Source organism: Nitrososphaera sp., assembly GCF_013388945.1.
In the GTDB taxonomy this organism is placed as follows: Archaea; Thermoproteota; Nitrososphaeria; order Nitrososphaerales; family Nitrososphaeraceae; genus Nitrososphaera.
This window is the reverse complement of record NZ_JACAEH010000006.1, coordinates 35,524-59,511: the sequence shown is the minus strand read 5'-3', so window position 1 is coordinate 59,511 and position 23,988 is coordinate 35,524. Positions and strand designations below refer to the sequence as shown.

The 23,988-nt window shown below is 56.1% G+C and carries 34 protein-coding genes and 1 pseudogene; 23 read left to right on the top strand and 12 right to left on the bottom strand.

Annotated features, from left to right (window positions below; all coding sequences use genetic code 11):
* The 6 genes and pseudogenes from HXY31_RS04480 to HXY31_RS04455 all read left to right on the top strand — a co-directional run.
* Nucleotides 1-201: pseudogene (locus tag HXY31_RS04480) on the top strand (ammonia monooxygenase); the annotation flags it as partial.
* A gap of 324 nt (nucleotides 202-525) precedes the next feature.
* Entirely contained in the window at nucleotides 526-654 is a 129-nt protein-coding gene (locus HXY31_RS04475; RefSeq protein WP_292640166.1) for a hypothetical protein, read from the top strand.
* A 37-nt stretch (nucleotides 655-691) separates the two neighbouring features.
* On the top strand, nucleotides 692-1,072 hold the full coding sequence (locus HXY31_RS04470; protein ID WP_292640164.1) for a hypothetical protein: 381 nt from the start codon (nucleotides 692-694) through the stop codon (nucleotides 1,070-1,072).
* A 70-nt stretch (nucleotides 1,073-1,142) separates the two neighbouring features.
* On the top strand, nucleotides 1,143-2,099 hold the full coding sequence (locus HXY31_RS04465; RefSeq protein ID WP_292640162.1) for a discoidin domain-containing protein: 957 nt from the start codon (nucleotides 1,143-1,145) through the stop codon (nucleotides 2,097-2,099).
* Between the two features lie 367 nt (nucleotides 2,100-2,466).
* Nucleotides 2,467-3,471, top strand: coding sequence for a discoidin domain-containing protein (locus HXY31_RS04460; protein ID WP_292640159.1), 1,005 nt, complete (start codon nucleotides 2,467-2,469; stop codon nucleotides 3,469-3,471).
* Nucleotides 3,472-3,748: 277 nt separating this feature from the next.
* Complete coding sequence (locus HXY31_RS04455) at nucleotides 3,749-4,795, top strand: NAD(P)-dependent alcohol dehydrogenase (protein WP_292640156.1); 1,047 nt, start codon at nucleotides 3,749-3,751, stop codon at nucleotides 4,793-4,795.
* Here HXY31_RS04455 and HXY31_RS04450 read toward each other — a convergent pair whose 3' ends face one another.
* Nucleotides 4,796-5,569, bottom strand: a complete 774-nt coding sequence (locus HXY31_RS04450) for a CBS domain-containing protein (protein WP_292640173.1) — start codon at nucleotides 5,567-5,569, stop codon at nucleotides 4,796-4,798.
* A 98-nt stretch (nucleotides 5,570-5,667) separates the two neighbouring features.
* On the opposite strand from HXY31_RS04450, the gene HXY31_RS04445 reads away from it, so the two are divergent.
* Nucleotides 5,668-6,129 carry a cupredoxin domain-containing protein gene (locus tag HXY31_RS04445; protein ID WP_292640153.1) on the top strand — a complete coding sequence of 154 codons (462 nt, stop codon included), beginning with the start codon at nucleotides 5,668-5,670 and terminating at the stop codon, nucleotides 6,127-6,129.
* On the opposite strand, the gene HXY31_RS04440 is transcribed toward HXY31_RS04445, so the two are convergent.
* From HXY31_RS04440 to HXY31_RS04425, 4 genes are read right to left on the bottom strand one after another with little or no spacing between them, the layout of a single operon-like run.
* Nucleotides 6,126-6,638, bottom strand: coding sequence for an RDD family protein (locus HXY31_RS04440; protein WP_292640150.1), 513 nt, complete (start codon nucleotides 6,636-6,638; stop codon nucleotides 6,126-6,128). The two genes, HXY31_RS04445 and HXY31_RS04440, sit on opposite strands and share 4 nt — an antisense overlap.
* A 42-nt stretch (nucleotides 6,639-6,680) precedes the next feature.
* Nucleotides 6,681-7,364: a VIT1/CCC1 transporter family protein gene (locus tag HXY31_RS04435; protein ID WP_292640148.1), complete on the bottom strand. Its 684-nt coding sequence runs from the start codon at nucleotides 7,362-7,364 to the stop codon at nucleotides 6,681-6,683.
* Between the two features lie 39 nt (nucleotides 7,365-7,403).
* Nucleotides 7,404-8,726 (bottom strand): APC family permease, encoded by a 1,323-nt coding sequence (locus HXY31_RS04430; protein ID WP_292640145.1) that lies wholly within the window; start codon nucleotides 8,724-8,726, stop codon nucleotides 7,404-7,406.
* The gene (locus HXY31_RS04425; RefSeq protein WP_292640142.1) at nucleotides 8,723-9,145 is read right to left on the bottom strand and encodes a universal stress protein; all 423 of its coding nucleotides are present in this window, start codon (nucleotides 9,143-9,145) and stop codon (nucleotides 8,723-8,725) included. The genes HXY31_RS04430 and HXY31_RS04425 overlap by 4 nt, the downstream gene beginning before the upstream one ends.
* Nucleotides 9,146-9,242: 97 nt before the next feature.
* Here HXY31_RS04425 and HXY31_RS04420 point away from each other — a divergent pair, with 97 nt between their 5' ends.
* The 4 genes from HXY31_RS04420 to HXY31_RS04405 all read left to right on the top strand — a co-directional run bounded on the left by HXY31_RS04420 (nucleotide 9,243) and on the right by HXY31_RS04405 (nucleotide 11,304).
* On the top strand, nucleotides 9,243-9,791 hold the full coding sequence (locus tag HXY31_RS04420) for a CBS domain-containing protein (RefSeq protein WP_292640138.1): 549 nt from the start codon (nucleotides 9,243-9,245) through the stop codon (nucleotides 9,789-9,791).
* Nucleotide 9,792: 1 nt separating this feature from the next.
* Nucleotides 9,793-10,242, top strand: coding sequence for a universal stress protein (locus HXY31_RS04415; RefSeq protein WP_292640135.1), 450 nt, complete (start codon nucleotides 9,793-9,795; stop codon nucleotides 10,240-10,242).
* A 36-nt stretch (nucleotides 10,243-10,278) separates the two neighbouring features.
* Complete coding sequence (locus tag HXY31_RS04410; RefSeq protein WP_292640132.1) at nucleotides 10,279-10,866, top strand: hypothetical protein; 588 nt, start codon at nucleotides 10,279-10,281, stop codon at nucleotides 10,864-10,866.
* Nucleotides 10,867-10,962: 96 nt separating this feature from the next.
* Nucleotides 10,963-11,304 carry a nuclear transport factor 2 family protein gene (locus tag HXY31_RS04405; RefSeq protein WP_292640129.1) on the top strand — a complete coding sequence of 114 codons (342 nt, stop codon included), beginning with the start codon at nucleotides 10,963-10,965 and terminating at the stop codon, nucleotides 11,302-11,304.
* Here HXY31_RS04405 and HXY31_RS04400 read toward each other — a convergent pair.
* Nucleotides 11,301-11,759, bottom strand: coding sequence for a universal stress protein (locus HXY31_RS04400; protein WP_292640126.1), 459 nt, complete (start codon nucleotides 11,757-11,759; stop codon nucleotides 11,301-11,303). The two genes, HXY31_RS04405 and HXY31_RS04400, sit on opposite strands and share 4 nt — an antisense overlap.
* A gap of 97 nt (nucleotides 11,760-11,856) precedes the next feature.
* On the opposite strand from HXY31_RS04400, the gene HXY31_RS04395 reads away from it, so the two are divergent.
* Nucleotides 11,857-12,135, top strand: a complete 279-nt coding sequence (locus HXY31_RS04395; protein WP_292640123.1) for a hypothetical protein — start codon at nucleotides 11,857-11,859, stop codon at nucleotides 12,133-12,135.
* On the opposite strand, the gene HXY31_RS04390 is transcribed toward HXY31_RS04395, so the two are convergent.
* On the bottom strand, nucleotides 12,132-12,581 hold the full coding sequence (locus HXY31_RS04390) for a hypothetical protein (protein ID WP_292640121.1): 450 nt from the start codon (nucleotides 12,579-12,581) through the stop codon (nucleotides 12,132-12,134). The two genes, HXY31_RS04395 and HXY31_RS04390, sit on opposite strands and share 4 nt — an antisense overlap.
* Nucleotides 12,582-12,749: 168 nt before the next feature.
* Between HXY31_RS04390 and HXY31_RS04385 the strand changes: the two genes are divergently transcribed.
* Nucleotides 12,750-12,908 carry a hypothetical protein gene (locus HXY31_RS04385; protein ID WP_292640118.1) on the top strand — a complete coding sequence of 53 codons (159 nt, stop codon included), beginning with the start codon at nucleotides 12,750-12,752 and terminating at the stop codon, nucleotides 12,906-12,908.
* Here the strand turns inward: HXY31_RS04385 and HXY31_RS04380 are convergent, their stop codons facing one another.
* On the bottom strand, nucleotides 12,909-13,346 hold the full coding sequence (locus HXY31_RS04380; protein ID WP_292640116.1) for a CBS domain-containing protein: 438 nt from the start codon (nucleotides 13,344-13,346) through the stop codon (nucleotides 12,909-12,911). It lies immediately after the preceding gene.
* A gap of 93 nt (nucleotides 13,347-13,439) precedes the next feature.
* On the opposite strand from HXY31_RS04380, the gene HXY31_RS04375 reads away from it, so the two are divergent.
* Nucleotides 13,440-13,868: a hypothetical protein gene (locus HXY31_RS04375; protein ID WP_292640113.1), complete on the top strand. Its 429-nt coding sequence runs from the start codon at nucleotides 13,440-13,442 to the stop codon at nucleotides 13,866-13,868.
* A gap of 134 nt (nucleotides 13,869-14,002) precedes the next feature.
* Here the strand turns inward: HXY31_RS04375 and HXY31_RS04370 are convergent, their stop codons facing one another.
* Nucleotides 14,003-14,800: a PAC2 family protein gene (locus tag HXY31_RS04370; protein WP_292640110.1), complete on the bottom strand. Its 798-nt coding sequence runs from the start codon at nucleotides 14,798-14,800 to the stop codon at nucleotides 14,003-14,005.
* A 33-nt stretch (nucleotides 14,801-14,833) separates the two neighbouring features.
* Nucleotides 14,834-15,535: an adenylate/guanylate cyclase domain-containing protein gene (locus HXY31_RS04365; protein ID WP_292640108.1), complete on the bottom strand. Its 702-nt coding sequence runs from the start codon at nucleotides 15,533-15,535 to the stop codon at nucleotides 14,834-14,836.
* A 117-nt stretch (nucleotides 15,536-15,652) separates the two neighbouring features.
* Between HXY31_RS04365 and HXY31_RS04360 the strand changes: the two genes are divergently transcribed.
* A complete protein-coding gene (locus HXY31_RS04360; protein ID WP_292640106.1) occupies nucleotides 15,653-16,213 on the top strand; it encodes a hypothetical protein in 561 nt (186 codons plus the stop codon).
* Nucleotides 16,214-16,217: 4 nt separating this feature from the next.
* On the opposite strand, the gene HXY31_RS04355 is transcribed toward HXY31_RS04360, so the two are convergent.
* Both HXY31_RS04355 and HXY31_RS04350 read right to left on the bottom strand, forming a co-directional pair.
* The gene (locus HXY31_RS04355) at nucleotides 16,218-16,391 is read right to left on the bottom strand and encodes a hypothetical protein (protein ID WP_292640104.1); all 174 of its coding nucleotides are present in this window, start codon (nucleotides 16,389-16,391) and stop codon (nucleotides 16,218-16,220) included.
* 121 nt (nucleotides 16,392-16,512) lie between these two features.
* Nucleotides 16,513-17,148 carry a DUF4443 domain-containing protein gene (locus HXY31_RS04350; protein WP_292640171.1) on the bottom strand — a complete coding sequence of 212 codons (636 nt, stop codon included), beginning with the start codon at nucleotides 17,146-17,148 and terminating at the stop codon, nucleotides 16,513-16,515.
* A 116-nt stretch (nucleotides 17,149-17,264) separates the two neighbouring features.
* On the opposite strand from HXY31_RS04350, the gene HXY31_RS04345 reads away from it, so the two are divergent.
* From HXY31_RS04345 to cofH, 8 genes are all read left to right on the top strand, one after another.
* The gene (locus HXY31_RS04345; protein WP_292640101.1) at nucleotides 17,265-17,480 is read left to right on the top strand and encodes a CbtB domain-containing protein; all 216 of its coding nucleotides are present in this window, start codon (nucleotides 17,265-17,267) and stop codon (nucleotides 17,478-17,480) included.
* A gap of 12 nt (nucleotides 17,481-17,492) precedes the next feature.
* Nucleotides 17,493-18,215, top strand: a complete 723-nt coding sequence (locus HXY31_RS04340) for a CbtA family protein (protein ID WP_292640098.1) — start codon at nucleotides 17,493-17,495, stop codon at nucleotides 18,213-18,215.
* Between the two features lie 31 nt (nucleotides 18,216-18,246).
* Nucleotides 18,247-18,660 carry an SRPBCC family protein gene (locus tag HXY31_RS04335; RefSeq protein ID WP_292640096.1) on the top strand — a complete coding sequence of 138 codons (414 nt, stop codon included), beginning with the start codon at nucleotides 18,247-18,249 and terminating at the stop codon, nucleotides 18,658-18,660.
* Nucleotides 18,661-18,666: 6 nt separating this feature from the next.
* On the top strand, nucleotides 18,667-19,902 hold the full coding sequence (locus HXY31_RS04330) for a glycosyltransferase (protein WP_292640093.1): 1,236 nt from the start codon (nucleotides 18,667-18,669) through the stop codon (nucleotides 19,900-19,902).
* A gap of 75 nt (nucleotides 19,903-19,977) precedes the next feature.
* Complete coding sequence (locus HXY31_RS04325; protein WP_292640090.1) at nucleotides 19,978-20,283, top strand: DUF4364 family protein; 306 nt, start codon at nucleotides 19,978-19,980, stop codon at nucleotides 20,281-20,283.
* Nucleotides 20,284-20,329: 46 nt separating this feature from the next.
* Complete coding sequence (locus tag HXY31_RS04320; protein WP_292640087.1) at nucleotides 20,330-21,532, top strand: trypsin-like peptidase domain-containing protein; 1,203 nt, start codon at nucleotides 20,330-20,332, stop codon at nucleotides 21,530-21,532.
* A 33-nt stretch (nucleotides 21,533-21,565) separates the two neighbouring features.
* Nucleotides 21,566-22,735 (top strand): 7,8-didemethyl-8-hydroxy-5-deazariboflavin synthase CofG, encoded by a 1,170-nt coding sequence (gene cofG / locus HXY31_RS04315; RefSeq protein ID WP_292640085.1) that lies wholly within the window; start codon nucleotides 21,566-21,568, stop codon nucleotides 22,733-22,735.
* On the top strand, nucleotides 22,719-23,969 hold the full coding sequence (gene cofH / locus HXY31_RS04310) for a 5-amino-6-(D-ribitylamino)uracil--L-tyrosine 4-hydroxyphenyl transferase CofH (protein ID WP_366933076.1): 1,251 nt from the start codon (nucleotides 22,719-22,721) through the stop codon (nucleotides 23,967-23,969). Before cofG ends, cofH begins: the two co-directional genes overlap by 17 nt.
* Nucleotides 23,970-23,988: the final 19 nt, after the last annotated feature.

The window sequence follows — 23,988 nt, the reverse complement described above, 5'->3', positions numbered from 1 at the left end:
GAGGTAGCCTTCAAGTATCCGAGACCGACGCTGCCAGCGTACATGACGCCTATAGAGCCCCAGGTAGGTAAGTTCTACAACTCGCCTGTCGCTCTGGGATCTGGAGCTGGTGCAGTGCTGTGCGTGCCGATGGCGGCGCTTGGAGCAAAGCTCAACACGTGGACATACAGATGGATGGCCGCGTGGAGCAAGTGGGATTAAACTCCCCTTTTCTTTCCTTTTTATTTTACAGACCCAGCGTATGCTGAAAATGGTCTGATGATTTTTCGTGAGCCCGGATCAATCGATCTTGCAATGCAGTGTACACGAACTGAATATTAAATTCCTAGAACTTTCTACCACAGCCTCTAAGCCAGGCCGTTGGGCCCTGACTGTTTTGGTTTGGCTAAGACACTCAGGACCCAACAACTTTGGCAAGGGAAGAGGACGGCTTCCCAATATTTAAAGCGTATCTGGCGCGGGGCAGTCGAACTGTTGCAAAATGCCGGAAACACTTATCGCCAGGCACACTTTCAACAGTGCCTCATGGCGACAAGAAAATGCGTGAACTGCAAGCAGGAAATCGATGAGGCAAGCTTTGTTGGGAACCAGTGCAAGGATTGTCATGCAACATACATGGAGTCGCTTGGCGGCGAAGACCAGTACTCTTCTTGAAAGCATATATTGGCAACAGCCGGATGCATGCTGGGAAATGGATCTTGAAAGCGCAATCCGCGACCTGCAAAAGAGGGTCGCGTCGCTAGAGCAGGCCGTATACAAGGCCCCGCAAGCTACTGCACGCGGGCTTGAGCAGCGCATTGCAGAAAAGGTTGACAAGGTAGGAACGCAGGACCTGATAGTGGTCGCGCTCAGGCTGAATGCAAAGCAGACAAAGGACCAGATAAAGGCCGTCCTTTCTGACTGGGGCAAGGCGTACGGCAACTGGTTTGAGGGCGGCAACTTTTCCGGCAGGCTTGTGAAAAAGGGGCTTGTCAAGAAAGACGGCCAGACAGACACAGGCGACGACCTGTACTCGCTCACGAAAAAGGGCGAGATAGAGGCAGACAACCTGATTGCAAAACTTCAGGCATAATCTTCTGCTACGTTGTCACAGGCACAGACTCCACAAGCAAAATAAATGCTCCTCTCAGATTGCATAAAAGTTGCGTGCAATTATCCTCGTTCTAACAGTTGTCCTTGCCGCGTCCATTGCGATTCCTCATCAGGCCCAGGCCGCGACGTGCCAGAGCGTTTCAATAGACAAAGTCACTGCAAGCGGCCACCAATTGGGGAGCTACTCGAGCAGAGCAATCGACGACAACCTGGGAACGGGCTGGGCAAGCTACGGCCTGGGCTCGTGGATAAAAGTCGACCTGGGATCTCCAAAGATGGTCTGCAGCGTCGACATCGCCTGGTACCGCGGGGATCTGCGCGTGGCGCATTTTGCCATCCTAGCTTCGCTTGACGGCGAGTCTTACAAGGAAGTCTACCTGAACGGCAGGAGTAGCGGCTCGACGCTTTCTCCTGAGCACTACTCCTTTGAGCCCATCGGTGCGCGCTATGTCAAGATCAAAGTATATGGCAACACCGAGAACAACTGGGCGGCTATAATGGAGATAGACGTTCAGGGCGAGGCGCCAAGCACCACGCTCCTTGCGGGCAAGGTCTGCTCCGACGACTGGAACATCACCGCCTACTTTACACCAATAGAATCAGACTATGCTGGTACCGGCTCGACTACTGTAATGACTGACGAGGGTGAGAGGGCCTACTACAAGGGATTCGTGGACGAGATACTGGTGCAGGGGTCGGGCAGGACAAACGACGGGAACTACCTTGGCTACTGGGGCGGTGGCTACCACATATCTGAAGAGCCGCGCACGTCAAGCGGGCTTTTGGTGGACATTGGCCGCGTCGCCACGGACACGTCGGTGATACCCTACTTTACCAAGATAGCGATACCGTTTCTGAAAGAGCCTTGGAACTCGATGACCTTTACTGCGGCAGACACGGGCCCTGCAATAATCGGCAAGCACATCGACGTCTACACGGGCTCGGGCCTCGACTCGAGGGAAGAGGCGTTCAGGATAGCAGCAAAGGGCCAGACAGTCTGCTACTAGGCGTACCGCGCCTCAGACCTCCCGGCGTTGCTAGCTGGAGGCAGGAGGATGATCACCAAGCTTCAAGGATGATTATTCTGCTTCATTTTTACAGAGGCCAAATCCTCATACTTTAAATCAATGCACTGATTCCAGCATCCAGATTTTGGCAAAAAAGAGGAATATTACAGGTTCCCTTTCTATAAACACAATAAAGACTGTATTTACTTCCAGTACATGTCTAGGTAAAATTCATTCCCCCGGCGCCACGTTCGCCAATACGCGATGTACTGCAAAGTATTACCTCTCGGCATTTTTGGGTCGCTCTTGTACAGCACTTTGCAGTGTACTCCCGATTGATAAATCCCGACCATCCTACGATTGCACCATGCAAACGTTCAGGACAAAAAAAGCAGGAAACCGTCCTGCCTCTGGATTACACTATGCGGTACCGCTCATCGCCGTCGTGCTTGCGGTAGCTTTTCTGACACCGCAGCAAGCAAGCGCAGAGTCATGCGTCAACCTCCCGATAGACAGGGCTATTGCAAGCGGCCACCAGACCGGGAGCTATCCTCACAGGGCCATAGACAACGACCCGAAGACTGGATGGGCCAACAACGGAATCGGCTCGTGGATACAGGTCGACCTCGGCAGAATGAGGATGGTTTGCAGCGCTGACATTGCCTGGTACAAGGGCGACGTGCGGGTGTACCACTTTGCAATCCTTACCTCGGTTGACGGCACGTCGTTTAAAGAATTCTACATCCACGGCCGGAGCAGCGGCAATACGGCGGCGCCGGAGAACTATTCGTTTGAGCCAATAGGCGCGCGCTACGTCAAGATAAAGGTGTACGGCAACACGGACAACAACTGGGCGGCTATAATGGAGATAGACGTGCAGGGCAGGAAGATTGATCCCGCTCTTCTTGAAGGCAAGGTCTGCTACGACGGATGGAACGTCACCGCGTACTTTACACCCATAGAGTCAGACTATGCCGGCACAGGATCGATTACAATAATGACCGATGAAGGCGAGAGGGCCTACTACGCGGGATTCGTGGAAGAGATAATGATGCAGGGCTCGGGGCTTGCAAATGACGGCAGCTATCTGGGCTACTGGGGAGGAGGTTTCCACATTTCAGAGGAGCCGCGGGGCTCAAGTGGCATGGTGATGCAAGTGGGGTACGTCGCAACCGACACCTCTGTGATACCGTACTTTACAGAGATAACCATGCCATACTTGAAGGACCCGTGGAACCAGAAAACGTTCACTGCCGCTGACACAGGACCTGCCATAATAGGCAAACACCTTGACGTCTACACCGGCATCGGGCTTGATGCACGCGCAGAGGCGTTCAGGATTGCCGAAAAGAGCCAGACGGTCTGCTACTAGGCTCAGCCTATGCGAGCAAGCTTTTTTGCGTTCCTGGCCCGCGTCCTGAGGGCAAAACTGCAGCAGGGGCAGCGCGCCCCCTCCCAGTGTATGAAGATATCGCAAATCCTGCAGCGCTTGTGGTTTTCCACATAGCGCGCAGTCGTCTTGTACTGTGTGCATATTCCCCTGCAGGCCATCGTCCAGTCGTCGGGTCCGGGGTTCTTAACCGGTGTGAATATTGTGCATTGCACTGCAATCGAATTCCTGAAATATCATACAGGAGTTCTGGCAGGATATGAGCATGCTTTCTGCAAGGATACACGTGTACCAAAAGCCGCTTGTCGTTGAAAAAGTTCCAAAACCCCGCGCAAAGGGCCCGGGCGTGGTAGTCAAAGTCGGCGCCGCCGGCCTTTGCCACTCTGACCTGCACCTCATCGCCGGCGAATGGAAGGACTCGATACCCCTCCGGCTTCCGCTGGCTCCGGGGCACGAGATAGCGGGATACGTAGAAGAGCTGGGCGAGGACGTGCCAGGGGGGCTGTTTAAGGTGGGCGACCTCGTGGCAGTCTTTGGAGGATGGGGCTGCGGCGTATGCCACGTGTGCAAGCTTGGCGACGAGCAGTCATGCCCCAAGGCAAAGTGGCCCGGCATATCGCAGGACGGGGGCTACGCGCAGTACGTTTCTGTCCCGTCGTACAGGTTCCTGATAAAAGCAGACGGCAGGCTTTCGGCAGAAGAGCTTGCGCCGCTGACAGATGCGGGGCTGACTCCATACAGGGCTATACGCAGGTTCCGTCACATGCTTGTCCCGGGAACGTCGGTCGCGGTGGTGGGCATCGGGGGCCTTGGCTCGTACGGCGTCCAGTACGCACGGTTTTTCGGGCCGGCCTCGACTGTGATGGCAATAGACAGGAACGAGAAAAAGCTCGACCTTGCCAAAAAGTTTGGCGCAGACCGGACCTTTCCAATATCAGACGAGCTGCGGGCGCAGGTCATGGACGCAACCGGCGGCAGGGGCGTCGACCTCGTACTTGACTGCGCGGGCGCTGAAAACACGATCTCTGCGTCTGCCGGCATCCTTGCCAAGGGGGGCGTGCTTGCCATAGTGGGCTTGTTTGGCTCGATGATAAAAGTGCCGCTCATGCCTGCGGTCATCAACGAGAACACCATCACCGGCTCGCTGTGGGGCAACTACAACGAACTCGCAGAGGTGATAGAGCTTGCCAGGCAGGGCAAGGTGAAGCACTCCCTTGCGCCATTCAAGCTGGAGGACATAAACGGCGCAATCGACCAGCTGAAGGCAGGCAAGATAGCCGGCAGAGCCGTGATAACTCCGAACTAGTCACTTCATCACAAGGTCCCACGGCGTCAGTATCTTGTACCCGATGAAAATGCACGGCGTGCAGACATCCGACAGCAGACTTGCCGCAGTGCTTGTGCTCTCATCTGGGTTCATCACCCTGCCCTTGTAGAACTCTATGTGCGACAGAGGAACGTCGTCGAGCGCGGAAAAGCCGCGCTCTTGCACAAGCTGCCTGGCCTCGTGGCTCAGCAGGAACTCGAGCACCCTCCTGTCGTTAATGAAATAAGGGCCGTCCGGGCGCATCGTCACGAGGTTGCGCACGGCCTTGTCGACCATGAACCTCAGGGCTTCCACCACGCCCATATTCTCCTGGACTGCAGTGATCGGGGAAGCCAGCTGAACCGCCTTGCGGGTCTTGTCCGCTATTCCAAGCAGGTCGCGGATTGAAAGCGACGCCACGATCTTGCCGCCTGTGGCAACGGGCATGAACGCAAACCTTGTCTCTGAAAACATGGACAGCGCGTCTTTGAGCGGCGAGTCGGCGTCAAGGGGTTTTTCAAGCGGCTCGCCTATCTCGCCTGCGCTGGCGTCAAGCCACCTTTCTTTTTTCCCAAGTATGTGTTTTGCAAGATGCTTGCCTCCTATCCTGCCAACCAGCCTGCCTGCGTCAAGCACGACCAGCCCATCGGCATAGATCTGGGGTCCCACCGCAAGGAACGTCGCGGCGTGAAAAAGCGAGTCAGCGGGACTGACATAGAGGAGCGGCCGGCGGAATATCTGGGGCGCGGCGGCCTTTATGGAAATGTCCTGCATTTCTACCACGGGGATAGGGTGGGATGATAAACCCTATGAACATTGTGCATTGCACTGCATTCACGCTCCTAATATAGAAAAATAGAGCTTTTCTCCACATGGCAGGAAACGCAATCGCTTATGCGGCAATCGGAATAGCTGCGGCGGCAATCGCCGTGGCGCTGGCCGCATCGGCAAGCATAATGCAGGTGCAGGACCAGATCTCGGGGCTTGTGCCTGCGGCGGCAGAACCGCAGACGCGCGAGTTCTACCTCTTTTCAGAAGTGGACGAGAGCATAAACGAGGACGAGCTGGGGATACCTCCTGACAAGTTCTCCCTTGAAGAGATTACTGTGAACAGGGGCGACAGGGTTGTCATCCACTTTTACAACCTAGAGCCAGAAGAGACGGAGGAAAAGCACAGCTTCACCATGGCAGACCACTACCAGACGCACAACGACGTGGACGCTAGCGACAACAAGACAATAGAGTTCGTGGCAGACCAGAGCGGGGTCTTCCAGTACCAATGCATCTACCACCAGCCGACGATGAGCGGGAACCTCGTGGTTCTCTCACCCTAATCTTTTTTGTAGGTCGTACCAGGCTCGCCGTAGCCTTCCTTTATTTTCACTACAAGTGTGTCGCTTGCGCGGTTGAAGATGCGCTGGCGCCTCTCGTTTGTGAATATCCAGCCGAGGATCACGTCAATCGGCAAAAGAAAAGCCTTGCCAAAGCTCTGGATGGCGACGTTTCTGGTGCTTGCAGGCCTGCCCGCCAGGTCGACTGTCTTTATCTTGAGCACCATCTTGCCTATCGACTGCCCCCGCGTGGACTCGAAGAACGTCCAGTACGCGAAAAACACGGTGCTTGTTATGGCATAGCTCACAGGTCCATTGAACGGCCCGGGGCCAAACCAGCGGTCAATCCTGTCAAAGTCGGCTGTGAACCAGAACGGGAACGCCGCTGCCGCAAAGACGGCGCCGAGCGCGACCTGGACTATGATAAAGTCGATGAGCCACGCAAAGAACCTGTCGCTCCAGCTGGCAAGCAGTATCTCCTGGTTTGAACTTGCAGGCGCCTCCGAAGACATACGGCTGATATTGGCGTCCCGACCTTATAACAAGTGCGGACGCTATATCAGCTGGTTCAGAAGGTAGCCTGCCACAAACGCCACGACTGCGGCAATCCCGCCCACCGCAAGCGTGCCGGCGCCCGACCGTACAAGCGACTTTTGCAGTATCCTGCCCTTGACCGCGCCAATGGTGAAAAACGCGACCCCTGTGAACACCGACGAGTACACGAAAGCATCCACCGCGGTGGCAATCGCGCCGAGCGCGTACATCGCCATGAAGGGCACAAGCGGGATGACGCCAATCGCGTTGAACGCTGCAAATGTCGTAACGGCAGTGTCCCTGGGCCTCCTTGCGTCGTCTATCAGTCCAAGCTCCTCCTTCATCATCGTGTCGACCCACACCTTGCGTCGGGACGTTATTATGCGCACTATTTCTTCGAGTATCTCGTCCTTGAACCCCTTGCTGGCATAGATGTCGCGGATCTCCTGCCGCTCCTGGTCTGCCAAGTTGTCTATCTCCCACTCTTCGCGCTGGCGCGCCCGCTCGATGTACTCTTTCTGCGACTTTGTCGCCAGATAGTTCCCGATTGCCATCGAAAAGCCGTCGGCAAAGAGGTTTGCAAAGCCCAGGATGAGCACTATTGCCGGCGAAAGCGACGCGCCGACGACGCCGGCGACCACTGCAAAGGTCGTGACCGCACCGTCGGTTGCCCCGTACACAAAGTCTTCAAGGGACCACTTCATGCTGCGCTCCTGTAGTTTGGCGTAAAGGCAAGATAAACACTACCTCTTCGGCCTGTAGAATAAGACTGCCGAGCCTGCAGCCGCGACACCTGCGGCGGCTGTCATCCAGTCAAACTGGGTGAGCATCCAGAGGGAGGTGGCAAGGCCGAGGCCTGCCAGGATGGGGAACCTGCCTATTGTGCCGGGGGTCCGAAAGGGCCTCTCCAGATCCGGCTTTTTGTACCTCAGCCATATGAGGGACAGGTTGACAAGGGTGTAGACCATGAATATGCCAAAGACGGCCACCCTTGCCACTGCATCTATCCTGCCTGACGAAACCGCGACGACTGCCGCCGTCAGGACCATGGCTGCGATGACCGCCCTTGCAGGGGTTCTTGTCTTCGGGTGGATGGTGGAGAGCGAGAAAGGGAGGGCGCGGTCGGCGGCCATGCCAAATATTATGCGCGAGCCGGCCACAAGCAGCATCAGCACCGTGTTGGTGGTTGCAAACAGGCCTATCGATGCAAGCATGATGACGCCGACCCTGCCAAACGCCTTTTCGGCGGCAAAGGCAAGCGGTGCATCAGACTGCGAGAGAGCCTCCCAGCCCACCAGCGCGACTGCGGAGACTGCTACCAGGATGTAGATGACGGTCGTGACTGCGATGGATACTACAAGGGCGACAGGTATGGTCCTTCTGGCATTCTTGGTCTCCTCTGCAATGTTTGCAAGGTTTTCAAACCCAAAGTATGCAAAAAAGATGAGGCCGGCAGCGCCCACTATCGCTCCAAACGCGACCGGGAGCGATGTCACGGACGGCGGCATCTCGTAATAGTCGGTGCTTCCCGGAGAGCCCAGAAACAGGCCGGCGCCTATTATGGTGGCAAGGCCTGCGACCTCGATTATAGCAAAGACTGCGTTAGTCCATGTCGACTCGCGGATTCCGATAAAGTTTACCGCTGACAGGACCGCGACAAGCGCAACGGCTGCAAGCAGGCGGTCTGCCTGGGGAACAAAGCTTGCAAAGTAGCCAGCAAAGCCGATGGCAACGGCGGCTGCAGACACTATTGCAACAAATATGATGAGCCAGCCTGCAACAAACGCAAACAGGTTGCTTCCAAACGCGTTCTTGACAAAGACGTATTCTGCAGCGCTCTTTGGGAACATGGACGAAAGCTCTGCATAGGAAAGGCCGGTGAAAGCCGCTATCGCGGCTGCAAGTGCAAACGAGATCCACGTGGCGTTGCCTGCTATACCTGCGACGTCCCCGATCAGGACGTAAATGCCTGCGCCAAGTATGAGGCCCGTACCGTACATGACGGCTTGAAAAAGCCCGATGCTCTTTCGCAGCTGGGCCCCTGCCGCCGCGGCATTTCTAGTCATTTCACAACCAAGACCGGAACTTTAGAGTTCTGCACGACGGCGCTTGACACGCTCCCAAGGAGCATCCCTTTCACGCCCCCGCGGCCCCTGCTGCCTACCACCACAAGGTCTGCCTCCTCCGCATGCGCGGTTTCAAGTATCACCTTTGCGGGGTGGCCCTTTGCAAGCCTGGTCTCTGCCTTGACGTCCTTCCTGTCGGCCTCATGGGCATAGTCGGCAAGTATCATCTTGGCTTCCCTCTCAAGTATCCTCACAAACCTGGCAGCAGTCTCCTTCCGCTGGCCTACAAGCATGGGCGGCTGGACGACGCACAGCACCACCAGGCTTGCGTTGCTTGCCCTTGCCAATTCTGCCGCGGCGTCAAACGCGCGCCTTGCACACTCTGACCCGTCCACGCCTACGAGTATCCTGGAAAACATCTACGTGCATTACCATCATGTCTTATTTTACGCCTTTGCATATAGTGCATTGCAGTGCACACGCGCACGATATAACGGCCCGCACCAAATAACAGTCATGCAGTCAGACTATCTTGAAAGCAGGGCGGCAGACGCGGCCGAGGAGGCCGTCGTTTTGGACGAGTCAGTCACGGTGGCAGAAGCGGTCAAAGTGATGAGGGAAAAAGACGTTTCAAGCGTGTTTGTCAGCCGCAAGGGCGAAAAGATACCCGTCGGCATCGTGACAGAGCGCGACGTGCTTTACAGGGTGGTTGCGGCAAACATGGGGCCGTTCAAGATAACACTAAAAGATGTCATGAGCTCGCCCCTTGTGACTGTGAGCGACAGCGCGACTGTACGGGACGCGGTGACGCTCATGCGGAGCAAGGGCATAAGGAGACTTCCAGTTATTCGCGCAGGCGAGATGGCCGGCGTCATCACGCTCAAGACCGTGGTAGGCAACATACCGAGCAAGAGCATAGAACTCGCGCACATCGAGGACAAGAAGGCCAAGACTGCCTGCCCTTATTGCGGCTCCAAGTTCGACGACAATGAAGACCTCTCAAAGCACATCGACAGGATCCACCTTGGGAGCGGCCTGCTTGAAGGCGACCTGAGGCAGTGGTGACATGTACAGGAAGATCCTGGTCCCTCACGACGGCTCAAAGTATTCTGCAAGGGCCGCCGAAAAAGCGATGGAGCTTGCAAAGATGTCAGGCGCAAAGATAGTGTTTGTCAACGCGACCGTGCTCCCGTCGCTTGTCTACACGTTCCAAGACGCGGCAAACGCGGCAATAAACGATGCTGCCCAGCAGCTCGTCGAGGCTTCGGAGGACTCGGCTACAAGGATGCTAAAAGAGCAGGTAGCGGCAAGCAAAAAGAAGGGCCTCGAGGCGTCCTTTGTGCACAGGGTGGGCGACCCTGCCCAGGTCATACTTGAGGCTGCAAGGGCTGAGAACGCGGACTTGGTAGTCATGGGGAGCAAGGGGCTTTCCGGCCTCTCAAAGCTCAGGGCGCTTGGGAGCGTGACCCGCAAGGTCACAGAACACTCTCCCTGTCCCGTCCTAATAGTCCACTAAACGCTTTTAACCTACCGTAGGGCAAAATCTGATTGCATGTCAGAGGAAGAAACTCGCCAGCACAAGACCCGCAGCGTCACCTTCAGAGTGGATTCTGCAGTGATAGACGAGATGCAGGCAGAAGCTGACAACCGCGAGATATCGCTCAACGTGCTTGTGAACCAGGTCCTCAAGAGGTACACCGAGTGGGACAGGTTCGAGAACAAGGTCGGTATGATGCCGGTCCCAAAGGCGATGCTCCTTACAATCATCGACAAGTCGATTTCGCTTGCCAAGGAGGAGGGCATAAAGGACATCGCTGCCTATCGTGACGAAATAATCAAGCACGCGGCGCAGATGGCCTTTGAAATAATGAAGGACACGGTGCTCTTCATGAAGAAAAAGTACAACCTCTGGGTGGTGCTCGACGTGCTTGAAGAGTACATGAAAGTCTCTGGCATTCAGGCCGACCACCGCATTGAAGGCTCGCGCAACCACGTGTTTGTGGTCCAGCACGACCTTGGGGAGAACTGGTCGCTTTTCACAAAGGAGCTTTTGAGCCTGATATTTGAAAAGCTTGCCAGCATCAAGGCCGAGATAACAGTCACGCCGAACACGACGGTGGCTACTGTCATCTTTCGATAAACGACATACCCTGCAAGACAGTGCAGACCTAGGGGTTATCTATTCTTAAAGACAACCTTATTCAGGAAGATGCCTCTGACACGCAACATTACCGAAATGAGCAATGAGGAGATAGTGAGGAGATACTTCAAGCTCATCGAATCCAAGAACCTCCCGGACTTGGTTGACATGTTCGATTACGACGCGGTCCTGAAAGAGCCGTTCAGCAAGATGCCCGAGCTTAAAGGGAGATCGGAGATATCCGCGTTCTTGAAGGTCGCGCTCATGGCAAACTCGGACATGCGGCGCAAGCTGGAGGTAAAGTCAAGCGACAAGACCGGCAAGACACGCGCGCTCGTTACGTTTGAAAAGGGGGACAAGCTGAAGGGCCAGTTCACCTTTGACATCGACCCCGTGACAAAAAAGATAAGGGCGCTGAAGATAGAGTTTCTGACCTAGCGGATTATCATCACTGGGCAGTCAGCCGTTTCAGAAACCTTCCTTGCTACGCTTCCAAGCGCCTTTAGCTTGTCTGCTCCTTTCAGCTGTCGGCTTCCTATCACTATCGTGTCTGCCTTGACGTTCCTTGCGGTCTTGACAATCTCGTCTGCAGGCGAGCCTACTCCAAGGACAAAGTCCACCTTGACGCCCTTTTTCCTTACTTCCTCCAGCCTCTTTTTGAGCATCTGCTCTGCGCCTGACTTCAGTATCCTCACAAGCTCTGCCTTTGCGGCTTCAAGCGACGTCCTGTCGCTGATAAAGCCAAGCGTGGCGCTTGGTGGCACGAACCTGCTGTCCACTATGTGCACTATTACCATCTCGGCGCCAAGCGCCTTGGCAAACTCGGTTGCCCTGGCAAGGGCCCTGTCCGACATCTCCGTCCCGTCATGCGGTACTAGAATTCTGCCTGTCATGGCCGGATTTTCGCGAGGCGGGTATTTACGCAAACGGATTGTACTGCAATGCAGTGCAATCTCTGGACTTAATTATCGGGCCTGCCTGATAGAAGGCATGACAGAGTCTCCTGAAAGCCGGGTGGAGCCTTACGAGGGCCTTGACGAGAAGCAGCGCAAGATGACAGGAGAGCCGCTGCCAAAAGCCATCGTGGAAATATGCGACGGGTGCCACTGGTGCGCGACCTGCATAAACCAGAAAGGCGCGCTTGGCAGGTGTCCAATGTGCAACAGGAAAACCTCGACTATAAAGATGGACATAGACGAGGTGTGCTATTTTGAAGAAAAGAACGGCAACGTCACGCTGAGGTTTGAAAGAAAGCTACCTATGCGCTAGTCAAACGCCGTGACCTTGACGGCCCTAATCTGTCCCAGAGGCTCCCTTGAATCGTCCATGTAGTCGTAATAGTTGTAGACCGCCTCGCCGGGCGACTGGAACGATATGACGTCCGTTTCGCCGGGCCTGAGCACCTTTGTCGAAACGCCGACGCCGTCTATGTACAGCATGTGCGGTCTGTCGTCCTCGTTTATCACCGTGAGCTCGAGCGCATAGTCGCCGGTCCGCATTATCATCGTGGGGTTGACCTGCGCTATGCCCTTTATTCCGACAAGCGCGGTCTTGCCGTCGACTTCCCGGAAGGCAAGCGTGTTCTCGGTCTTTTCAGGGAGGAATATCTGCACGTGCCTGACGCCCCCTCCACTCACGACAACGAGCAAGATTGCAAACGCCGCTATGGTGCCTGCTATCGCTATCATCACAAACTTGCCGTCGCTCATCTTCAAGCCCGAAGCCCTGCTCATGTGTGTTCATTCGCGCTTTGCGTATTTAGGGAGCAAGAACGCGTTGCAATGCACTGCATACCCGGCTTTCAAATACAAAACAGCCAAAAGCAAAGCCATGACAAAACTCGACATGGATAGAGCGTTCAGGCTGCAGGGAGCGTGTGCGCCATGACCAGGATGCGCCAGCCCCACAGCTTCCACGAAACCCGGGAGCACCGCCCCGAGACTGCCTGCTCAAAGTGCGGGACAGAGACTCCAAAGGTCTGCGAATGGTGCGGCGCCTGCGAGGCGTGCCACACAGGACCCAGGCAGCAGGAGAGGTTCTGACTATAAGTCAAGCACTGCCTTGAGCGACCCGTAGCGGTTGTAGTCGTCTGCAAGTATCCTGGCGAGCTTTTTGGCAATGTCTGTAGCAGAGATGACACCTGCAAGCGAGCCGTCATCTTCGATGACTGCCAGCCTCTTTATCCTGTTTTTTGCCATCACACTTGCTGCAGTGTCAACAGAGTCGTAGGCCTTGACCGCTATGACCGGCGAGGACATTATCTGCGAGGCAGGGATCTCGCCCGGCTTTCTGTCCTTGGCGGAGACCTTCTTGAGCAGGTCGCGCTCTGTTATGATTCCTGCAGGCTTGCCTTCTGCCGTGATTATGACCGACCCCGTCCTGCTCTTTGCCATCACCTGCGCGACGTCAAGCGCCGTCGGCTTGGACTCCTGCCTTACCGTGACTGCGCCCCTTGTCATTATCTCGCTTACTACGCTCATGCGTCAGAAGGTTCGTCGCATGTTCTTAATATGTGTGCAGAGCACGGCGCTGCGCTCTGCAACCATAAATAGCCAATCGTGCCGAGTCACCCCATGGCCATAGAGTGGGACTCGCTCATAGTCGAGATGGCCATACTTGCCGCGATCATCTACGGCGCGGTATGGCTCGAAATAAACATAGACAAGCGCAAGATCCGCAGGGAGGAAGCTTTAGCCAGACGCCAGATAGTCCAGTTCGTAACAGACGACCTGAACGGCAAGCTGCGCTTCATAGACGAGTCTCTGCAGTACGGCGACTTCAAGCCGTTCTTTACAGACATGTGGGACGCGATACTCCTGGGCGGCAAGCAGACACTTCTGCCGTTCGAGGTATTCAAGAGCCTCCAGCACACGTACTCGTGGATGAAGTACTACAACAACGAGCTGGACCAGAACGGCGGTGGCAAGGACTCCATAGAGACGCTTGCGGAGGTCAAGAGGTCGATAGGCCAGTCGCTCGAGGTGCTTGCAAAGAGCAAGTAATCGATTTTTGACATCCTTGCTTTCCAGTGGAGATGTGCAAAAATGATGCAGCGTGCACCATTTTGAGCACGAAAAAATGGTGCAATTTTAAAATGCGTACATGGGCGTTCTACCGCCATTTCCAATGGAAATAATTACTTGTAGATGCGCTCGGTCTCGGGCCTGACCTCGCCTTTCTCGTACTCCTGTATCATCTTTTGCTGCATCTTCAAGAGCTCTTCGAGGTGCTTCTTTATGGTCTCGGCCTCTGCCTTGAGCTGGCCCGTGTCCACCTTTGCAGCAGGCACTATGGACCCGAGGGCTTCCAGGATTATTGCAGCGCCTCCCGGGTCCGGGACCTCGCCCAGCGACGGCACGAACATGCCCCTGCACGTGATGTTGTTTGCGACGCAGGAGGACAAAAACGCGCCGCCTATTCCTACAACAAACGCCGTCGCAGGAATCCGCGCCGGCCCGTTTTTCTCCACTGCCTCGCTGTCGGCGTTCTGCAGCAAAAAGGCGCTCCTCTGCGTGAGGCTTGAGGGGCTGATGTTTGAAGGGGATATGCCGCCAAGCACGGTGACGTCGGTCGCGCCCTCGCCGGCGAGCCAGTCGATGAGCGCCCTGACTATGGGGCGCACGCCCCTTGCAAGGATGGGCACCTCGCACAGGATGGCGCACACCGTGCCTTTCTGGTTTGCGTATATCCGAAACGGGTGGCGCAGCTTCTTGCCCACAAAGAGGGCGCTTGCCATGATGTATTCAGAGTCCACAAAGGCCACCTGGTGCATCTCCATCTGCTCTATCACGTGGTTGATGCAAATCGAGCCTACCATGCCGTTGTCGGGAAACCCTGCAAGTACCGCGGGCTTTTGGAGCTTTATTTTCGCAGAGCCTATGGGCGTGACGTGGGCGCCCTCGCCGTCGCTCTCTGGGACTCTTCTTTCTGGCACGAGATGTCAGCGGCGCCGAAAATTATAAAGTTTCTATAGCGTCAGGTAGAGCCTGTAGCGCTTCTTGTTCTGGTCCACGTAGGACCACATCGACTCGTCGACGTCGTACTGCACAAACGACTTTGTGACTTCCTGGGGCAGGTTGTCATGCACTGCCTGGCCCATTATTATCCTGTCAACAGGCACGACTGCGAGCATCTTTGCAGCCATGCTGATGCTAGAACCAATGATGTCGATGTGCGAGTTTTCAAGGCTCTTTCCATAAAGCACGACAAGCACGTCGCCAAAGTCTATAGACACCTTTACGCGCAGCTCAGGAAGGCCGTGCGAAAAGAGCGCCGGCGCAATCGCGCTGTGCACGACTTCAAGCATCATCTTGCCGCATTCAAGTGCATGCAGGCATGCCTGCCTGCTGTCGTGCTCTGCCGGGAAAATCGCTATAACTGCGTCGCCCACGTATTTCAGCACGTACCCTCCAAAGTTTGCCACCACCATGCTCATCTCCTGCGAGAAGAGCTGGAGCACAAGCGCCAGCTTGTCAGACGGCAGCGAAAGCGTCAGCCGAGTCGAGCCGTCTATGTCGACGTAAAGCACAGCTACGCTTGTCTTGGAGTTTGCGTGCCTGCGCAGGTAGCGCTTGCACGCAGCTGTCGACAGGTCTATCTGGACGCCCTTTTCTATGGTCTGCACAGCCCTTGCGTGGATCTGCTTCATGTCAAGAGTCGGCGAGATCAATTTGGTGCTTCGAGGTACCTGCGTGCCTGCGAGGGTAAAAAGATTTGGCCGTTGCCTGCAGGGGGCAGGTGTAGAACTTCCACAAGACATATCTCTATGTCAAATGCGTAAAGCGCAATGAAAAACGCCAAACTGGCAGTGGTTCTTGCCCTGAGCACCGTGCTTGTGGCAGGCGTGGTTTTTTCGACGGCGCTTGCGGCAAACGTTGCCGACGCGCAGGGCGACAGGATGAACATGCGCGACCGGATTCACGCCACCGTCAACGACGGGAGGAGGGGCGTGGCAGTCGGCGTGATTTCAAGCGTGCAGACAGACTCGAGCGGAAACGAGTGGCTGGTCTACGGTCCGTGGAGGATGGTGCTCATACCAGCTGCAGACGAGGCGGCAAGCCCGGACATGATCTTCACAAGCGGCTTTACCATGGTGATGAAGGACGGCACAGCAAAGCACAGGCACCAGATATACGACTTTAGCCTGAGCGAGTGGACCGCAGACGAGACTTCTGTGACGTTTGAAGGAACGGCCACTATAACACAGAGAGATGGGCCGGTCGAGGACGTTCCTGTGACCATCAAGATCCTGAACGACAGCGTCGCCGAGATCTCGATAGACACAAGCGTCATAGACCACTTTGGCGAGTCGCCAATCTACGGTATGGTCCTGAGGTCAAACCTCTAGGGGCCTATCCTTCCTTTTTTTCTCTTGCCTTGTCAGCGCCTTTCTGCGCGGCCTCTTTGGCGCCGTCATAAGCCTTGGTTCCAACTTCGGCACCCTTTTCTATCCCCTTCTTGCCAAGCTCCGCGCCCTTTTCGACGCCCTGCTCGGCGGCTTCCTTCAGCTTCTTCAAGAAACCCATAACCCGGAAAGCCCCGTTCAAGTATATTAAATTGAGCGAGATTTTCTCTAGGGTCTTTCTGGTGGTATATAACTATCAGCTTTACCTGCGGCACCCTGCATAAAGAGCAAGGCCCGTGATTCTAGGAGTGCTTTTCATGAGCCGTTATCGTGGCAAGCGCCGCGTCCTTGGCTGCAAGCTCTGCAACTCTGCTATTGTCGGCGCTTCCGATTATTATGGCGTCGCCGTCCTGCGGCCGCAATTTTTCGACCAGCTCCTTGCGCAATGACGGCTCTTTTCTTAGTGGGTCGTGGCTGCTGTCAGGCATCACGAACCTGCCTTCTTTGTACAGGAGGGTCGTCGCGCCCGTGGCGCCCATCCTTATGGCGGCATCGCGCTGCTCCAAGCCTGTTCCCACTGCAAATCCAAATTCTTTGAGCAAAACAGCATAGTTGTGCCTGCCAAGCGCTACCGGCGACCTTGGAAGCGCCATCTCCGCCGGCATCGCAGACATGATGCCCTGACAAACAGCCCTGCCCTTTGCAGTCATGCGCGTCCCGCCGTTTGACGTTTCCACGAGGCCTCTCATCTTCATGTGCTTGACAAGGGTCTTTGCTGCGCCTCCGCCGAGCCCGAGCCTTTTGCACAGCGCGTCGCGGCTTGCACGCCCTTGCTGCTGCATCAGCTGCAGCGCGACGAGGACGTGGACTGCGCCAAACGACAGGAGCCTGCTTGGCGCGTACCTCGTCGCCACCTTTTCAAGCGCCCTGACGTACATGTGCACAATTTTCGTTGCGCGCCGTGCGATTTATTCATTGCACCCGGGTTGGATAAACCGTCCAGTTGGACAAACCATCTCATTATTTATATAACACCGAGATTATCCCGAACTGAATGTCATTTACCGATCAGATTACAAGAGCTGCTGCGGGCGTCCCCAAGATAGCTGTTGGCGTGCTCCTCGGCATACTCGTGCTCGGCGTGTTTGTGATGGGCTTTGACCAGGGCCAGCTTTTCAGTGTGGCGCAGGGCGAGCAGGCGTACGAGGACATGTGGATGCACGAGTTCTACCACGACATGAGACACGCCGCAGGGTTTGCATGCCACTAGGCTGACTGCGGCATGAAGGCCCTCACTTTTATTGCCATCACCCTTTTGTCCGGACTTGTTGCCGGCACCGTTTTAGGACTTGTCAATCAGGGCGTCGTCGAGCCGTACCTAAGCGCCGCAATCGACCTTGAAAACCAGGCCGCCACTGCGGAAGGCGAGATAATCAACCCGTCAGAGTTTGCCACGTACAGGATCTGGCAGAGGTCAGGCAGCATTGCCGCAGGCGCGGTCCTTGGCATGTCGCTTGGCGCGCTGTTTGGAATCGTGTTTGCCTACGGCCGCAATGCGCTCCCGGGCTCTACCAACCTACAAAAGGCTCTTGCGCTTGCAGGCATTATGTGGCTTGCGCTGTATCTTGTCCCTGCGCTCAAGTACCCCGCAAACCCGCCGGCAGTAGGCGACCCCGAGACGATATACCTGAGGCAGGGCCTCTACATTGCGATAATTGCCATCTCTGGCTTTGCGGCCCTTGCGCTTGGAATCGCATACAAAAAGATGCCTGTAAAGTCGCGCAGATTCCTTGCACCGGCGATATACACTGCAACAGTCGCGGCCGCGTTTTTCGCGCTGCCGGCAAACCCGGACGCGGTGAACGCGCCTGCAGACCTTGTCGGCGCCTTTAGGATTGCGTCGGGCGCGACCATGACTATGTTCTGGCTCGTGCTTGGCACGGTACTCGGTGCACTGTGGGACAGGACAAAGCCCCACGAGGCTGCAAGGATAAAGGCGCTCTAGGCAAATATAGCGGCTGGGGAGAACAACTGGCATGGCTACCGTAAACGTCAGCCGCGAGATTGCAGCACCCCTTGACAAGGTCTGGGCGGTGATATCAGACGTGGACAACGAGGCCCAGTACTGGCACGGCACCAAGGCAGTCAAAAACATCAGCAAGGAGGGCAACGTCATAAAGCGTGAGGTGATAATCGCGTTCAAGGATTCAAAGACGATGCAGACAGTCACGCTCAACCCAAACACTTCGATTGAAACCAAAATAACAGATGGCCCGATAACCGGCACGAGGCTTGTTACCCTGAACGGTTCTGGGAACAAGACAAGGGTCGATGTCGTATGGGATTTCAAGCTGGGGGGATTTTTAGGGATGTTTTCGGGCATGGTGAAAAAGCACATCAACGAAGGGACCGAGCAGGCGCTTGAGCGCATAGCCAAGGCAGTAGAATAGCGGGACATGGAACCAGCGCTCGACCTGGGCATAGCCACAGTCAATATCGCCCTTGCAGCAATCCTTGCAGGGATATTTGGCGTGTGGGTCTACTTCCTTGCCTACATGTCAAAGTCGTTCCGGCTTGCGCCAAAGTTAGAGTCGTTTGACCGCAGGGCAGGTGTCGGCCACCCCAAGGTGAGCGTGATACTCCCGGCAAGAAACGAGGAAAAGTACATCGCAAGGTGCCTCGACACGCTCCTTGCGCAGGATTATCCAAACTTTGAGGTGATAGCGATAAACGACGGCTCGACTGACAGGACCGGCGAGATAATCGAGCGCTACGCAAAAAAAGACAGGCGCGTCGTTCATGTCGACACGCCGCCAAAGCCGGAGGGCTGGGCCGGCAAGAACTGGGCGTGCGTGCAGGGCTACGGCGCTGCGACAGGCGACTATTTGTTTTTCACAGACGCCGACACAGAGCACGAGCCCACGGCCATATCGCTTGCAGTCGGCCACATGCTTGCAGAAAACCTCGACGCGCTGACGGCGATACCCCGGCTTCTCTGCAAGGACCTGTGGACCCGGATAACGCTTCCGGGCCTGTCGACATTTCTGCACACCCGCTTTTCGCCTCTGCGCGTGAACGACCCGGGCAAAAAGACCGGCTACTTTTTCGGCAGCTTTTTTGTAATAACAAGAAAGACGTACGAGGCAGTGGGCACGCACGTCGCAGTCAAGGAGGAGCTCGTCGAGGACGGCGCGCTCGGCTCCCGGGTCAAGGAGGCAGGCCACAGGATGAAGATGGTGAGGGGCGAGAAATACGTCGACGCCGTCTGGGCGCGCGACCTTTCGACCCTCTGGCACGGCCTGCGCCGGCTCGTTATACCGCTCTACCACCAGGACAAACGAGGCGCGCACCTCATAGCCGCAGCGGTGTTTTTCATACTCTTTGCGCCGTTTCTGTTCCTTGCATACTCGCTTCCCGTCCTGGCCCTTGCCGACGGCGGCCTCTCGGCGCCGACGGCAGTTGCGCTAATGACGGTGCAGATGCTGACAATCTCGGCGCTCCTTCTCACGACAGCCGTCCAGAGCAGGTTCGGGGTGTTCCAGAGCCCCGCCTATGCCCTTGGCGCACCTGTAGGGGGCGCTCTCATCTGCCTTGGCTTTGCTTCGGCGATAGTCGATGCACGCAAGAAAGACGCCGTGAGGTGGCGCGACCGGCACTACACCGTCAGCGAAAAACAGAGCTTCATGCGCTAGAATCGAGCTGGAACGCGCGTTCCAATTCAAAATTCCGCCATGCCCCTAATGTAGCTTTGTTCAGTAGTCTACCGCATGGCTACAGAACGCAAGAACAACAGAGGAAGGATCCAGATAATGGGCGACGTGCTCGGCCTGGCTACTGCGGGTATAAAGAAGACCCACATCATGTACAGGGCCAACCTTAGCTACGAGCAGGTGCACGCGTACATTGCGGAGCTGATAGAAAGGGGCATGCTTGAGCAAGCCACCAGCGACGACGGGACGGTCTACAGGGCGACTGAGAAGGGCAGGGCGTTTCTGCACTACTACGGAAGGCTTGTAGAACTTCTCGACATGCCAGTCCCGACAGGACTTGAAGTGCAGTACATCAGCCGCTAGGCCCCGGGAAAAGGATTATTAGCACAAAGGGCGGATTTTCCCCGGGTTGAACAAGGCAATACTCGCGGCAGCGGTAGTCGTTGCTGCGGCGGCCATCTTTTTCGCTTTTTCGCAATTCAACAGCTTTGACTTTGGCACGACACAGCTGCCGGACATTTCAAGCCTCATCAACACGAACACGGGTACAACGCGCGACCAGCTTGACGACGACGCGTTCAGGGTCGGCCGCGTGAGCACCGTCGAGGCGGCAGACCAGGAGCTGACGCTTCCAGACCTCTTTGAGAAGACCGAGAGGTCGGTGGTGCAGGTTACCGCTACAAACGACCCGACGGAGCAGGGCAACCTTGGCACGGGCTTTGTCTATGACGACAACGGCCACATCGTGACAAACAACCACGTCGTTTCAGGAACGCGGAACCTTGCAGTGACATTTTATGACGGCACCGTGTACAGCGCCACTCTGATAGGCACCGACCCGTTCACGGACCTCGTCGTGCTTTACGTCGAGGACGTGCCGGCAGAAAAGCTGGTGCCGCTCCCACTTGCAGACTCGACCAAGATAAGGGTGGGCGAGCAGGTCGCCGCAATCGGCAACCCGTTCGGGCTTTCAAGCTCGATGACTTCGGGCATAATTAGTGGCGTCGGCAGGACGATACCTGCGCAGAACACCGGTTCTTTGCAGTTTTTCATACCTGACATCATCCAGACCGACGCGCCGATAAACCCGGGTAACTCTGGCGGCCCGCTACTCAACACGCGCGGCGAGGTGGTCGGCATAAACACTGCAATCCGGTCGAGCACGGGCGAGTTTGCCGGCATCGGCTTTGCGGTCCCGTCAAACACTATTGCCAAGATAGTTCCGTCGCTCATAGAGACTGGCACGTTCAACCACCCGTGGGTGGGCATTTCAGGCAGGGACATGACGCCCGGCCTTGCAAGCGCGCTCGAGCTTGACGAGCCAAGGGGCGTGCTTGTAGTTGAAGTAGTTGCAGGCGGCCCTGCTGAAAAGGCCGGCCTGAAAGGAGGCGACAACCCGACGAGGATTGAGGGCCAGACGGTGCCACTTGGTGGCGACATCATACTTGAGCTTGACGGCAACCCGATACGGAAACTCGACGACATACTGGTCTACTTGCAGCGCGAAAAGACAGTCGGCGACACGCTGGAGCTGACAATCCTGAGGGACGGCACCGTGATGAACATCGATCTGACGCTTGAGGCAAGGCCAAGCGCGCAGGACACGCCTTAGTGTTTATTAGTGCACCGGCCGTAACAAATCCAGATGTTGGCTGACTCGGCACTGGACAGGGCGCTTGCCAGCCCGGGCTCGCTCACGCGGGAGGACGCCTCCGGGCTGATGTCGTCGTGCCCCACCGCGACGCTTGTTGCAGCAGCGGGAAGGGCCAGGGATTCAACAAGGCCCGGAATTGTCACTTATTCGCGCAAAGTGTTCATCAACCTCGTCAACCTGTGCCGGGACACCTGCTCGTACTGCACATACAAAAAGGAGCCGGGCGACCCGATGCTTTCCATGCTCTCGCCAGAGCACGTGATGGCAATTGCGCAGACAGGCAGGGACGCCCGGTGCACCGAGGCACTCTTTGTTACAGGCGAGCGGCCCGAGCAGAAATACCCCGAGGCGCGGGACTGGCTAAGGTCAATGGGCTACCAGTCAACTGTCGATTACATCTGCGACATCGGCGAGCAGGTGTTGCAAAAGACAGGCCTGCTTCCACATACAAACGCGGGCAGCCTGACAAAGGGCGAGATGGCGCGATTAAAGGAGACAAACGTCAGCATGGGAGTCATGCTCGAGTCGTCGAGCGCACGCCTGATGGGAAAGGGGCTTGCGCACGACGGGGCGCCCAGCAAGAACCCCAAGGTCAGGATAAAGACATTAGAGTCTGCCGGCGAGCTGAAGATACCGATGACCACCGGCGTGCTTGCCGGCATCGGCGAGACTCCCGAAGAGATGGTCGACTCGCTTTTTGTCATAAAAGAGCTCCACGAAAGGCACGGCCACATACAGGAAGTGATACTGCAGAACTTTGAGCCCAAGCCGGAGACCGGCATGGCCGGCTTTCCTTCAACCCCGAAGGAATACTTTATCCGCGCGGTTGCGCTTGCACGCCTCATAATGCCGGGGATGAACATCCAGGTGCCTCCAAACCTCAACCCGGCTATCTATGGGCGATACATCGACGCCGGCATAAACGACTGGGGCGGCATATCGCCTGTGACAATCGACCACGTCAACCCCGAGTTTCCCTGGCCGTCCATAAACGAAGTAAGGCAGGTGACCGAGCAAAAAGGCAAGAAACTTCGCGCAAGGCTGCCTGTCTACCCTGAATTCCTTGAAGGTGGATTTATATCAGAACGGCTGCATGACTACGTCAACTTGCTTTCTGACGATTCAGGCCTTGTCAAGGAGGAGTATGCAAATGGCGCTTGACGCGCTCTTGAAAAGCGCGGACCCGGTAGTCGCGTCGGCGCTTGGCAGGGCGCTTGACGGGAAGGACGTCTCTGTTGACGAGGCAGTCGCGCTGTTTGACAGCACGGGCCTTGAGATGAGCCTGACGGTAGCGGTTGCAGACGAGCTCCGCAAGCGCGCAGTGGGCGACATCGTCACCTATGTCGTGAACCGCAACATCAACTTCACAAACGTGTGCATAAAGCAGTGCGGCTTTTGCGCGTTTTCACGCGACTTTCGCGAAGAGGAAGGCTACTTCCTTCCAAACGAGGAGATTGTAAGGCGCGCCAAGGAAGCAGCATCTCTTGGCGCGACAGAGGTGTGCATACAGGCAGGCCTGCCGCCCAAGATGGACGGCCACCTTTACGTGGACATCTGCAAGGCAGTGAAAAAGGAACTTCCAGACATTCACATCCACGCGTTTTCGCCAGAAGAAGTATTGTACGGAGCAGTGAGGTCCGAGACATCTACAAACGAGTACCTGAAGATGCTAAAAGAGGCAGGCGTTGGCAGCCTGCCCGGCACAGCGGCTGAAATCCTCAACCAGCCTCTGCGCGACATAATCTCGCCTGGAAGGATAAAGGTGGACGAGTGGGTCTCGATAATCAGGCAGGCGCACGCGCTTGGCATACCCACGACATCGACTATAATGTACGGCCACATCGAAAACTCGCAACAAAAGGCGGAGCACATCGCGCTCTTGCGAGACATTCAGAAAGAGACGCACGGCTTTACCGAGTTTGTCCCGCTCAGCTTTGTCCATACGGAAGCTCCGATGTACAGCCACCGCACAGTTGACAACATACGCGCAGGCGCCGACGGCTTTGAGGTGATAAAGATGCACGCAGTGGCAAGGATAATGCTCAACAACCACATACCAAACATCCAGGTGTCGTGGGTTAAAGAGGGTGCAAGGATGTCGCAGCTTTTGCTTGCGGCAGGCGCAAACGACTTTGGAGGCACGCTGATAAACGAGTCGATATCAACTGCCGCAGGCGCGCAGCACGGCCAGCTGATGAGGCCAAAAGAGATACGGCAATTGATTAGGTCTGCCGGCAGGATACCTGCGCAACGTTCGACTTCTTACAAACTATTGAAGGTATACAAAGACGAGGGCGACGACGATGAATCTGCGCTTGACAGCGCCGACCCGTCGCAGTTTGGCTCGTACCAGCAGCTGATAAAGCTGGATAAGTTCCGCTTCAAGAAACAATAAACTTATACAGACATCTTGG

What these genes read in the sequence shown, in the direction of transcription:
- HXY31_RS04475 (WP_292640166.1), top strand. Translation starts at nt 526, where the DNA reads ATGGCGACAAGAAAATGCGTGAACTGCAAGCAGGAAATCGATGAGGCA.
- HXY31_RS04470 (WP_292640164.1), top strand. Translation starts at nt 692, where the DNA reads ATGGATCTTGAAAGCGCAATCCGCGACCTGCAAAAGAGGGTCGCGTCG.
- HXY31_RS04460 (WP_292640159.1), top strand. Translation starts at nt 2,467, where the DNA reads ATGCAAACGTTCAGGACAAAAAAAGCAGGAAACCGTCCTGCCTCTGGA.
- HXY31_RS04455 (WP_292640156.1), top strand. Translation starts at nt 3,749, where the DNA reads ATGAGCATGCTTTCTGCAAGGATACACGTGTACCAAAAGCCGCTTGTC.
- HXY31_RS04450 (WP_292640173.1), bottom strand. Translation starts at nt 5,569, where the DNA reads ATGCAGGACATTTCCATAAAGGCCGCCGCGCCCCAGATATTCCGCCGG.
- HXY31_RS04445 (WP_292640153.1), top strand. Translation starts at nt 5,668, where the DNA reads ATGGCAGGAAACGCAATCGCTTATGCGGCAATCGGAATAGCTGCGGCG.
- HXY31_RS04440 (WP_292640150.1), bottom strand. Translation starts at nt 6,638, where the DNA reads ATGTCTTCGGAGGCGCCTGCAAGTTCAAACCAGGAGATACTGCTTGCC.
- HXY31_RS04435 (WP_292640148.1), bottom strand. Translation starts at nt 7,364, where the DNA reads ATGAAGTGGTCCCTTGAAGACTTTGTGTACGGGGCAACCGACGGTGCG.
- HXY31_RS04430 (WP_292640145.1), bottom strand. Translation starts at nt 8,726, where the DNA reads ATGACTAGAAATGCCGCGGCGGCAGGGGCCCAGCTGCGAAAGAGCATC.
- HXY31_RS04425 (WP_292640142.1), bottom strand. Translation starts at nt 9,145, where the DNA reads ATGTTTTCCAGGATACTCGTAGGCGTGGACGGGTCAGAGTGTGCAAGG.
- HXY31_RS04420 (WP_292640138.1), top strand. Translation starts at nt 9,243, where the DNA reads ATGCAGTCAGACTATCTTGAAAGCAGGGCGGCAGACGCGGCCGAGGAG.
- HXY31_RS04415 (WP_292640135.1), top strand. Translation starts at nt 9,793, where the DNA reads ATGTACAGGAAGATCCTGGTCCCTCACGACGGCTCAAAGTATTCTGCA.
- HXY31_RS04410 (WP_292640132.1), top strand. Translation starts at nt 10,279, where the DNA reads ATGTCAGAGGAAGAAACTCGCCAGCACAAGACCCGCAGCGTCACCTTC.
- HXY31_RS04405 (WP_292640129.1), top strand. Translation starts at nt 10,963, where the DNA reads ATGAGCAATGAGGAGATAGTGAGGAGATACTTCAAGCTCATCGAATCC.
- HXY31_RS04400 (WP_292640126.1), bottom strand. Translation starts at nt 11,759, where the DNA reads ATGACAGGCAGAATTCTAGTACCGCATGACGGGACGGAGATGTCGGAC.
- HXY31_RS04395 (WP_292640123.1), top strand. Translation starts at nt 11,857, where the DNA reads ATGACAGAGTCTCCTGAAAGCCGGGTGGAGCCTTACGAGGGCCTTGAC.
- HXY31_RS04385 (WP_292640118.1), top strand. Translation starts at nt 12,750, where the DNA reads ATGACCAGGATGCGCCAGCCCCACAGCTTCCACGAAACCCGGGAGCAC.
- HXY31_RS04380 (WP_292640116.1), bottom strand. Translation starts at nt 13,346, where the DNA reads ATGAGCGTAGTAAGCGAGATAATGACAAGGGGCGCAGTCACGGTAAGG.
- HXY31_RS04375 (WP_292640113.1), top strand. Translation starts at nt 13,440, where the DNA reads ATGGCCATAGAGTGGGACTCGCTCATAGTCGAGATGGCCATACTTGCC.
- HXY31_RS04360 (WP_292640106.1), top strand. Translation starts at nt 15,653, where the DNA reads ATGAAAAACGCCAAACTGGCAGTGGTTCTTGCCCTGAGCACCGTGCTT.
- HXY31_RS04355 (WP_292640104.1), bottom strand. Translation starts at nt 16,391, where the DNA reads ATGGGTTTCTTGAAGAAGCTGAAGGAAGCCGCCGAGCAGGGCGTCGAA.
- HXY31_RS04350 (WP_292640171.1), bottom strand. Translation starts at nt 17,148, where the DNA reads ATGTACGTCAGGGCGCTTGAAAAGGTGGCGACGAGGTACGCGCCAAGC.
- HXY31_RS04345 (WP_292640101.1), top strand. Translation starts at nt 17,265, where the DNA reads ATGTCATTTACCGATCAGATTACAAGAGCTGCTGCGGGCGTCCCCAAG.
- HXY31_RS04340 (WP_292640098.1), top strand. Translation starts at nt 17,493, where the DNA reads ATGAAGGCCCTCACTTTTATTGCCATCACCCTTTTGTCCGGACTTGTT.
- HXY31_RS04335 (WP_292640096.1), top strand. Translation starts at nt 18,247, where the DNA reads ATGGCTACCGTAAACGTCAGCCGCGAGATTGCAGCACCCCTTGACAAG.
- HXY31_RS04330 (WP_292640093.1), top strand. Translation starts at nt 18,667, where the DNA reads ATGGAACCAGCGCTCGACCTGGGCATAGCCACAGTCAATATCGCCCTT.
- HXY31_RS04325 (WP_292640090.1), top strand. Translation starts at nt 19,978, where the DNA reads ATGGCTACAGAACGCAAGAACAACAGAGGAAGGATCCAGATAATGGGC.
- cofG (WP_292640085.1), top strand. Translation starts at nt 21,566, where the DNA reads ATGTTGGCTGACTCGGCACTGGACAGGGCGCTTGCCAGCCCGGGCTCG.
- cofH (WP_366933076.1), top strand. Translation starts at nt 22,719, where the DNA reads ATGCAAATGGCGCTTGACGCGCTCTTGAAAAGCGCGGACCCGGTAGTC.